This window comes from Streptosporangium sp. NPDC002524, assembly GCF_040295985.1.
GTDB lineage: Bacteria > Actinomycetota > Actinomycetes > Streptosporangiales > Streptosporangiaceae > Streptosporangium.
This window is the reverse complement of the sequence record NZ_JBEOWK010000015.1, coordinates 279,082-288,266: the sequence shown is the minus strand read 5'-3', so window position 1 is coordinate 288,266 and position 9,185 is coordinate 279,082. Positions and strand designations below refer to the sequence as shown.

8 protein-coding genes and 2 tRNA genes are annotated in these 9,185 nt (G+C 68.5%); 2 read left to right on the top strand and 8 right to left on the bottom strand.

Going from position 1 to position 9,185, the window contains the following annotated elements; genetic code table 11:
* Positions 1 to 533: 533 nt before the first annotated feature.
* Positions 534 to 944 carry a hypothetical protein gene (locus ABT053_RS26195; RefSeq protein ID WP_350972161.1) on the top strand — a complete coding sequence of 137 codons (411 nt, stop codon included), beginning with the start codon at positions 534 to 536 and terminating at the stop codon, positions 942 to 944.
* A gap of 53 nt (positions 945 to 997) precedes the next feature.
* The gene (locus tag ABT053_RS26190) at positions 998 to 1,231 is read left to right on the top strand and encodes a hypothetical protein (protein WP_350972160.1); all 234 of its coding nucleotides are present in this window, start codon (positions 998 to 1,000) and stop codon (positions 1,229 to 1,231) included.
* A gap of 196 nt (positions 1,232 to 1,427) precedes the next feature.
* On the opposite strand, the gene ABT053_RS26185 is transcribed toward ABT053_RS26190, so the two are convergent.
* From ABT053_RS26185 to ABT053_RS26150, 8 genes are all read right to left on the bottom strand, one after another.
* Positions 1,428 to 1,856: a PH domain-containing protein gene (locus ABT053_RS26185; RefSeq protein WP_350972158.1), complete on the bottom strand. Its 429-nt coding sequence runs from the start codon at positions 1,854 to 1,856 to the stop codon at positions 1,428 to 1,430.
* Positions 1,857 to 2,077: 221 nt separating this feature from the next.
* Positions 2,078 to 2,154: transfer RNA gene (locus ABT053_RS26180), tRNA-Met, on the bottom strand.
* 74 nt (positions 2,155 to 2,228) lie between these two features.
* Positions 2,229 to 2,456 (bottom strand): hypothetical protein, encoded by a 228-nt coding sequence (locus ABT053_RS26175; protein ID WP_350972156.1) that lies wholly within the window; start codon positions 2,454 to 2,456, stop codon positions 2,229 to 2,231.
* 340 nt (positions 2,457 to 2,796) lie between these two features.
* Positions 2,797 to 2,870, bottom strand: a tRNA-Met gene (locus ABT053_RS26170).
* Positions 2,871 to 2,944: 74 nt separating this feature from the next.
* Positions 2,945 to 5,893 (bottom strand): UPF0182 family protein, encoded by a 2,949-nt coding sequence (locus tag ABT053_RS26165; RefSeq protein ID WP_350972155.1) that lies wholly within the window; start codon positions 5,891 to 5,893, stop codon positions 2,945 to 2,947.
* Between the two features lie 406 nt (positions 5,894 to 6,299).
* On the bottom strand, positions 6,300 to 7,346 hold the full coding sequence (locus ABT053_RS26160; RefSeq protein ID WP_350972154.1) for a YlbL family protein: 1,047 nt from the start codon (positions 7,344 to 7,346) through the stop codon (positions 6,300 to 6,302).
* An 83-nt stretch (positions 7,347 to 7,429) separates the two neighbouring features.
* A complete protein-coding gene (locus tag ABT053_RS26155; protein ID WP_350972152.1) occupies positions 7,430 to 7,855 on the bottom strand; it encodes a molybdenum cofactor biosynthesis protein MoaE in 426 nt (141 codons plus the stop codon).
* 178 nt (positions 7,856 to 8,033) lie between these two features.
* Positions 8,034 to 9,107, bottom strand: a complete 1,074-nt coding sequence (locus tag ABT053_RS26150; protein WP_350972178.1) for an NAD-dependent epimerase/dehydratase family protein — start codon at positions 9,105 to 9,107, stop codon at positions 8,034 to 8,036.
* Between the last annotated feature and the right edge of the window lie 78 nt (positions 9,108 to 9,185).

Sequence of the window (9,185 nt, the reverse complement as noted above, 5' to 3'; positions counted from 1 at the left end):
CTGGCTTTTAACACACTGTTGAGTTCTCAAGAAACGGACGCGTACACCATCACCCTGAACCCGGCCAACCAGCCGAGCAGAACTCCGGGGCGTTCCATTTCGTATCACCATCGTATCGGGAGTGCCGGTTTCGTGTCAAACTGTCGGATTTCCGATCGCTCGACTCGATCCCGCCGAACCCGTTAGGATTGCGACCACCCCGTTTCCAGGGCAACCCCTCTAACTTACTCCAACATCCGGTCGATGTCCAATCATGCGGACACGCCCGATTTGCCGGGATCAGAGAGGGTTTTGCTGGGCAGTTCGTCCGCCCCAGGAGGTTTAAACCTGGGACTTCGTTGCCCTGCGGAAAGAACACTACCAGGACTCTCACGTCACAGAGACAACTTGCCAACCATCCCGGAGACTCGCGCGTCCCAAACAGTCATAGGAAGTCGAAGCGCGCAACCAGACGTCAAGCCATTCGCAATCGACTCTGGATACGAAGTAGGCGCGAGGGTCAGGATCCTGACTCCGCCGTGGAGGTGAGCACCATGACCCGCTCGGAGTTCGACGACATCCGCGCGCACATCGACGCGGAGGCCGACCGTCCAGGTGACCTACTGAGGGTTGCCAGGTCTCTGCTGAACGACCTTGAAGACGCACGTATGAGAGAGGCGACCCTCCGCGCCTACTATCTGCGTCTCCTTACCGCGGCTCGAGCGACGGTCGCCGCCGAGGCGGCCGGCTATCCGGAGCCGTTGACCTTCCTCACCGACGAGCTCGCCAAGCGCGGCCAGCTCCCGACATCCGAGGACGAGGTGAACCGGATCCTCGCCGACGCCCATACCGCTGCGGCGTTGCTGGCCTGTCTTGAAGAGAATCCGCTCGGAACGACCCCGATGAGCACCGGCGGGTCTCGCGCGCGGAGGTGTGCCGGCACCAGCCGTAGCCTCCCACGATGAGGCGTTCCGCGTCATTGACCTGGTCTTGAACCAAGATCTGTAAGACTCCAGGCATGTTGCAGCGAGGGCTGAATTGGGCTGCGGCGACCCTCGTGGGCGTCTTCGGCTTTGTCTGGACCGGTGTAGTGATGTTCGCGGCCGTCGAGACGTCGGCGTGGACGTGGATCGGGCAGGTCTCCTTCGGGGGCTTCCTCACCTGCTGGGCTCTCTACAAGGCGAGCCTGCTGGTGCGCCGCGCCAAGCCCGGTTTCGTCCCGCGACATCGCCGGGTGCGAGTCAGAGCCTGACGAACGCCACAGCGGGCCGAGGCCCGGCAGCCGTCGACCGGTGCCGGGTCCCGGCCCTTAGCGGTGCCCTGAACGCATGGCCGGGGCGGCGCTCCCGGAGCCGGGCCCTCCCGGTCGCCCGACACCGGACACCGGACACCCGGCACCGGGCACCGGGCACCGGGCACCGGGCACCCGACGCCGGGCACCGGAGAAGCTATGAACCCGTCCGGAACGAGCGGAGTTCGTCGGCCACCTGCCGGCACGGCACTCCCAGGTCGAAGCGGCTGAAGAGGTGGATGCTCTCCCCCGTGTCGATCTCCAGCAGTTCCGTACGCGAGGTGAAGCGGGTCCGCGTGTCCACCCGGATGCGTTCGACGGACCTCCACGGCACCCGTTCGGATCCGGCGAAGCCCCTCACCACGACGAGACCCTCCCCGTCGGCGGTCAGCCGTACCGGAGCGAGGACGTCGCGCACCGCCAGCGCCGCCAGGACCACGGAGGCGGCACCCGCCAGGATCGCGCCTCGGGGGTCGCCGAGGGTCAGCACCGTGAGCACCGCGAAGGCGAGCGCGGCGACGATCTTCATGATGAGGAGGTCGCGGCGCACGCGCCAGCGCAGGACGGGCTCGGACGTTTCGGTCACAGCGGCACGCTACCTCTCGGACTCGGCATCTTCCGAAGCACTTCTTGGAGCATCTCTCGAAGCGCCCCTCGAAGCGTCTCTCGGCCGCCCGGCACGCGTGTGGCCCGCCTTCCGCGCGCTCGCGACGGTGTGGTGCTCCGGCACAGGCGCGAGGAAGGCGAGGACCCGGTTGCCGGAAATGCGAAAGGCCCTGATCTTCTGGAAGATCAGGGCCTTTCGATTGGTAGCGGGGACAGGATTTGAACCTGCGACCTCTGGGTTATGAGCCCAGCGAGCTACCGAACTGCTCCACCCCGCGTCGGTGTGTGTTTGAACAATATCCGGAATCCCCCTCCGGCTGCAAATCAGTATGGGAACGCGGGGTGGCGCGCCTCACGTCGTCCCGCCCGGCGAAGAGGTGATCACGCAGGTCAGCGTGGCCACGGTGAGCACGCCGACCCCGGGGGCGAGAGGCGCGCGAACGACGGTGATGTCCACGCCGCCGTTCGCCGACCACGCGAAATCACCGAGGAAGAAAGCACCGAGAAAACGGATGAACCGGGAAAGAAGGCAAGGCCTGCCAGAGCCGTGGCCGGGGTGCCAGAGCGACGCCGCGCTCACCGACCCGATGAGTCCGGGCACATGGACCGGGCAGCCAAACCCGGGCTACACCCGGGCCGTGCGGACTCAGGGCGTCCCCGGCGCCGCTGAAGACCCCGCCCTGCGGTCAGCCCTCCGCAGGGCGATGGCAGGCCTCTACGGGGCCGGGACGACCCCGATCACGGTCAGTGCCATGGATCCGCGTACCGGCCGGTGCGGGCGCGGTTCGCGAGACGCTCGTCCGGTCTTCGAGGAGAGCGGGCTCGGGGAAGTGGGCCTTTCGGGAGAAAGGCGGTTTTCGCAAAGGTGGGAGAACACAAAAGCCCCGGTCGCCGTTTCCGGCGACCGGGGCCTTCTTTTGTAGCGGGGACAGGATTTGAACCTGCGACCTCTGGGTTATGAGCCCAGCGAGCTACCGAGCTGCTCCACCCCGCGTCGGTGTATGTCTCAACCATACCCGGCTTTGGTGGTGGACGCGAATCGAATGGCGCTGGGCCCTCAGGTCTCTCCTATGGGCTCGGGGCCGGCGACGGGGTGGCCGACGGCACCGGAGTGGCGGACGGTGTCGCCGACGGCGCCGGGGTTCCCGACGCCGAAGGTGACGGGGTGGGGGTGGCACCCGGCGTCGCCTCGGTGCCCTTCAGCTTCGACAGCGCCGCCTGGAGCTCCTTCTGGGCGTTGCCGTAGTCGGTCCAGTTGGGCGGGTTGGCCTGGAGGGCCTTCTGCGCCTTGTCGTACGCCGCCTGCGCCTCGTCGATGGCCTGGGCCAGCGCGGTGGCGGGCTGGGCCTCCTCGGGCTTGGCCTCGCCCTGCTGGGTCTCCTCCTGCGGCGCCGCCTGGGTGCCGCCGCCGAAGACCTGCTCCAGCGCGCCCTTGAGCGTGTCGGCCGAACCGACCTTGCTGCCGTACGCCACCAGGACGCGGCGGAGGATCGGGTACGGCTCCTGGCCGGAGGCGGCCGCGATCTCCACGTAGACCGGCTCGACGTAGACCAGGCCGTCGGCGAACGGCAGGGTCAGCAGGTTGCCGTAGCGGACCTTCGCCTGGCCGAGGCCGAGCAGGTTGAGCTCGCCGGAGAACTTGTTCTGGAAGTTGTTCTGTACCTGACCCGGCCCGGGGATCGTGGTGTTGGACGGCATGCGCAGGATGCGCAGCTTTCCGTAGTCGGCTCCCGGGGTGGCGTCCACGGCCATGAACGCGGCCAGGTTGGGTCCCTGGCGCGGCACGAACGTGGTGGTCAGCGAGAACGACGGCGTCTCGGTCTTCGGCATCTTGACCGACAGGTAGTACGGCGGCTGCTTGATGTCGCGCTCGCCCGACGACGGGTCGTTCGGGACGTTCCAGAAGTCCTGGCCGCTGTAGAAGGCGTTCGGGTCGGAGATGTGGTACTGGGAGAGCACGTCACGCTGGACCTTGAACAGCGCCTCCGGGTAGCGGAGGTGCTGCTTGAGCTCGGTCGACATCTCCGTCTGCGACTTGATGACGCCGGGGAAGGCCTTGCGCCAGGTCTGCAGGATGGGGTCCTTCTCGTCCCAGGCGTACAGGCTGACGGTGCCGTCGTAGGCGTCCACCACGGCCTTCACCGAGTTGCGCATGTAGTTGATCTGGTCGCGCGGCTGCGGGACCACCAGGCGCGGGTCGGTGACGGTGTCCTTCGTCATCGCCTCCAGGCTCTTGCTCTGGGAGTACGGGTAGGCGTTGGACGTGGTGTACGCGTCGGCGATCCAGACCACCCTGCCGCCGACGATGGCCGGGTAGGGGTTGTCGTCCAGGCTCAGGAACGGCGCCACCTTGGCGATCCGCGCCTGCGGGTTGCGCTCGTAGAGGATCTTGGAGTTCGCGTTGACGTCACCCGACAGCAGCAGGTTGATCTCGCCGTACTTGGCGGCGTAGAGCATCCGGTTGAGGAAGGACCCGACCGGGACGCCGCCCTTGCCGTCGTAGGTGGTGTTCTTCTGGCCGGTGCCGCCGCTCTCGGGGTAGTCGAGCTCCTGCTTCTGCTGGCCGGTGCCGCCGACGACGACGTACTCGGTCGAGCCGGGAGCCTCGCCGAAGTAGATCCGCGACTCCTTGAGCTTCGTCCGGTCCACCAGGGCGCCGGTGACCGGCATGTCCTTGGCGTCGAAGTTGGGCAGGCCCTCGGAGTCGACCTCGTTGCCGGGCGCGGCCACGAAACCGTTGCCGTGGGTGTAGACGAGGTGCCGGTTGATCCAGTTGTTCTGCTCCGCCGGCGGTCCGGTGAGCTCTCGCACGGCCACGACGGTGTCGCGCATCGTGCCGTTCGCGTCGGGGTAGCGGTCGACGTCGAGCGGCTCGTGGAAGTCGTAGTAACCGCGGATCCGCTGCTTCTGCTGGTACGTCTTCGCGACCAGGCTCGGGTCGAGCAGGCGCACGCCGGAGATGGAGCTGTCGGCGGTGACGTTGACCTTGGTCGGGTCGCCCTGAGCCGTGTAGTCGATCACCTCGGCGTTGTTGACGCCGTAGGCTTTTCGGGTCGCGTCGATGTTGCGCTTGATGTACTCCTGCTCCTTGCCCTGCTGGTTCGGCTTGACCTGGAACTGCTCGACCAGGGCCGGGTAGACCCCGCCGATCAGGATGGCCGAGAGCACCAGGAGCCCGAAGCCGACGCCGGGCAGCATTCCGCCGGATCGCACGACCCCCGCGAAGAACAGGACCGCGCAGATCAGGGCGATGACCGCCAGGATGCTCTTGGCGGGCAGCACCGCGTTGACGTCGGTGTACGAGGCGCCGTGCCGGAATCCCCGGTCGGAGAAGACCAGCCCGTAGCGGTCGACCCAGTAGGCGATCGCCTTCAGCAGCACGAAGACGCCGAGCAGCACCGACAGGTGCGCCCTGGCGCCGCGCGAGGCGTGCACGCCGGGCGACTGGAGGCGGAACCCGCCGTACAGGTAGTGCACGATCGCCGCCAGCAGGGCGGAGAGCACCACCGCGACGAACAGGAAGTTCAGCACCATCCGGATGAACGGATAGGTGAACATGAAGAAGGAGATGTCGATCTTGAACTGCGGGTCGACCTCGCCGAACGGCGTCGCGTTGACGAACTCCAGCCAGGTCTTCCACTGGCCGGAGAAGGACGATCCCGAGAACAGGCCGAGCACCGCCACACCGACCAGGAAGATCAGCTTGCGGTGCGGGTCGAGGGCCATCCGGTATCGGTCGGCGCCGCTGGCGCCGCCGAACATCCCGGGGCCGAACATCGGCCGCATCCGGTACGCCATCAGCATGTTGCCGCCGACGATGCCGACCATCAGCAGCGCGCCCACGACGAACAGCAGGATCTGCGTGACGACCACGCCCGAGAACACGGCCGTGTAGTCGACCGAGTCGTACCAGAGGTAATCAGTGAAAATACTGGCGAAGAGAAAGAACAACGCGACTATCGCGACCAGCGCGATCGCGACGGGAACTAGCAGTCGTGGCCGGCGGGGCAAGCGCATTGCCCTGCCGGCTCCGGGGGTCCGGAAGCTCAAGGCCAACCCCTTGTCGTAAGAGCACGGTCCGTGTCTGGCAACCTACACCGGCGGGAGTTGGGGCGCGGTCGGCCTTTCGGGCACGGTCCGGCCACAACGCCCGCTGGTCTCGGGTCCATAGGTCCAACGTACGAGAAGTCCGATGAGTGCCCCGCGACGAGGGCGGGGACCGGAAAACCTGATCTTTTCGTGGATCGGGCGTGGCGCCCCGCTTCCCGGGCCTCCCGTCCCGCCCGTTTCCGGGGCCGGCCGGTCGCGTCCGGCCCCGGAATCAGCGCTCCCGTCCGATTCCGGGATCAGCGGGTTCGTCCGGTCCTGGGATCAGCGGTCTCGTACGGTCCCGGAATCAGCGGGGCCTCGTACGGCCCCGGGGTCAGCCGGCCGGGCAGCTCGGCACGGAGCCCGAGCCGGTGCGGAGCGCGTCGACCGCCTGGACGGCCTCGCGCAGGGTCGAGACCTTGATCAGCCTGAGGCCGGCCGGGATCGCCTTGACTGCCTCGGCGCAGTTCTCCGCGGGGGTCAGGAAGACCGTCGCCCCCGCCTTCCTGGCGCCGACCATCTTCTGCTGGATGCCGCCGATCGGGCCGACCGCGCCCTCGGCGGTGATCGTCCCGGTCCCGGCGATGGACCTGCCGCCGGTCAGCGCCCCGGGGGTGAGCTTGTCGACGATGCCCAGGGAGAACATCATCCCCGCGCTCGGCCCGCCGACGTCACCGACGTTGATCTTGACCTGGAAGGGGAACTTGTAGCCGACCCGCATGGTGATGCCCACGATGGGGTTGCCGTCCTTGCCGGCGATGGTCGGGACGGCGACGGTCACGCTCTGGGCGCCCCGGTTGACGACGAAACCGACCTGCTCGCCCGCCTTGTGCCTGCGGACGGAGGCGGAGACGGTCTCACGGTCGGACACGGGGGTGCCGTCCACCGAGACGATCTCGTCGCCGACCTTGAACTTCCCGTCGGCCGGCAGGCCCTTCTCGGTGGAGGCCACGGTCACGACCGAGCTGTAGGGGATCTTCAACTCCGTCAGCGCCGCCGCGGTCGCGTCGTCCTGGGAGTTGGTCATCTCCTGGGTGTTCTGCTGCTCGACCTCCTTGGCGGTGGTCGTCGGGGGGAAGATCGTCTCCTCGGGCACGACCGCGATGGTGGGATCGATCCATCCCCTGAGCGCGCTGAACAGGTCGATCCTGGTGCCGGGCCCGCCCTGGTAGGCGACGGTGACGAGGCTGAGCTTGCCCTCCGTCGGATACGTCTGGCGCCCCTCGACGCTGATCACCGGCTTGCCGTCGACGTCGCCGATCGTGTTCTCGGTCGGCCCGGGACTCAGCACGACGTACGGCACCGGCAGCACGGCGCCGACCAGCGCGAGCATGAGTGTGAGGAAGCCCGCCACCATGAGGGTCAGCGCTCGTCGGGACATGGACAAAGCCTATGCCGTACGACAGGTCATGAAACCGCACCCGGACGCCGCCGCGCCGACGGCCGCGCGCCCGACAGGCGAGCTCACTCGCAGGCCCCGACCCACTCGGAGGAGCCGTCGGTGAACAGCTGGTTCTTCCAGATGGGGACCTGGCTCTTGAGATCGTCGATCAGCCTGCGGGAGGCCTCGAACGCCTCGCCCCGGTGTGGCGCGGCGACCGCCACGACGACCGCGACGTCGCCGAGCTCCAGGTCGCCGACCCGGTGGACGGCGGCCAGGGCGGTCACGGGGAAGTCCGCGGCGATCTTCTCGGCCACCCGGCGGAGCTCGTCCACGGCGCTCGGGTGCGCCGAGTAGGACAGGCTCGTGACCGGCTTTCCGTGGTCCTGCTCGCGCACCGTGCCGACGAAGACGGTCGTGCCGCCCGCGGCGTGGTCGCCGACGGCGGCGAGCACCTCGTCGACGGAGAGCGCGCTGTCGCGAATATCGAGCAACCGGATGACATCCACGCCGCAAAGCGTACCGCCCGGGAAAAACGGCCTTCGGCCGCGCACCCCCGGGGCCGCCCTCCGCGCCCCGTACGGATGGCGAGCCCGTACGAGGACCTCTTGCCGATTGTGCGAGGCCGTACGAGGTCACGCGCCGTCCGCGGGACGTTCGCCCCGCGCGAACGGGCAGGCGCGGCCGTCAGGTGCGGCGCTTCTTGCGGGCGGCGCGGACGATCGCCGCGGTGCCGAGGACGGCGACGGTGGCGCCGGCCGCGGTGAGCGTGGCCTCCTTGCCGGACAGGCGGCGGCCCACGACGGCGTGCCTGCCCTCACGCAGCTCCAGGAGCTGCTCGAACGCGGCCTCGTTGCTCCACTGGGGCTTCCATCCGGCCTCGCGCAGCGCGGCGCAGTCGACCACCCAGGGGTAGACGACGTAGTGCAGGTCGGTGGCCGGGGCCGGGGTGACGCCGAGGCGGTGCAGGCGCTGGGCGGTCCCGAAGGTGAGCCCGGCGGGCAGCTCCAGCCGGCGCAGCCCGGAGATCTCCTCCACCTGCTCCTGCTCCAGCCAGCCCTCGCCGCCGACGGCGACCACCCCCGAGACCGTGCCCAGCGCCGCCATCTCAAGGGCCGAGACGAGATCGTCCACGTGGCAGAACTGCCAGCGGGGGCTGCACCCCTTGACGGTGAGCAGCCTGGGCGCCTCGAAGTGCCGGGTCACCACGCTGTCGACGCCGGGCCCGACCACCGCGGCGGGCCGGACCACGGTCACGTCGAGGCCTGGATGGCTGCGCAGGGAGCGCCGGGCCAGCGCCTCGATCTCCAGGTGGTCGCCGACCATGCCCGTGTCGGGCTCCGCGGCGACCGCGGAGTCCTCCGGCAGCGGGACGGGGTTCTCGGGGACGGCGCCGTACACCATGGCGCTGGTGAGGAGCACGACGCGCCGCACCCGGGCGGCGGCGCTGGCGGTGAGCACCGTCTGGGCCGCTCGCAGATTGTAGGCGCGCCGCTCCGCTGGGTTGACGTCGAGCGCGTAGTCGGCCGACAGGTGCACGAGCACGTCAATATCAGATATGCGGTTCGCCAAGAGCGGATCTCGGACATCGAGGACCCGCCAGGTGACGTCGGGGACGTCACCACGCTGCTCGTCGATGGCCACGACCCTGCGGAAATCCGCAGACGAGGCGACCTTCGCGAGGAAGGCACGGCCTATGCCCGAGGCGGCGCCGGTGACGGCGACGACGGGGGGCCGGGAGCGTTTCGAGGTAGGCACCAGGTCCTCACTTTGCACTGACCCGCCATGCGACGGATAACGTGGCGGATGTGGACTCCTCCATCCTGCACGAGGTAGAGC

Excerpts from the sequence above, each read along its gene's own strand:
- ABT053_RS26195 (WP_350972161.1), top strand. The coding sequence starts at position 534 with ATGACCCGCTCGGAGTTCGACGACATCCGCGCGCACATCGACGCGGAG.
- ABT053_RS26190 (WP_350972160.1), top strand. The coding sequence starts at position 998 with ATGTTGCAGCGAGGGCTGAATTGGGCTGCGGCGACCCTCGTGGGCGTC.
- ABT053_RS26165 (WP_350972155.1), bottom strand. The coding sequence starts at position 5,893 with ATGCGCTTGCCCCGCCGGCCACGACTGCTAGTTCCCGTCGCGATCGCG.
- ABT053_RS26160 (WP_350972154.1), bottom strand. The coding sequence starts at position 7,346 with ATGTCCCGACGAGCGCTGACCCTCATGGTGGCGGGCTTCCTCACACTC.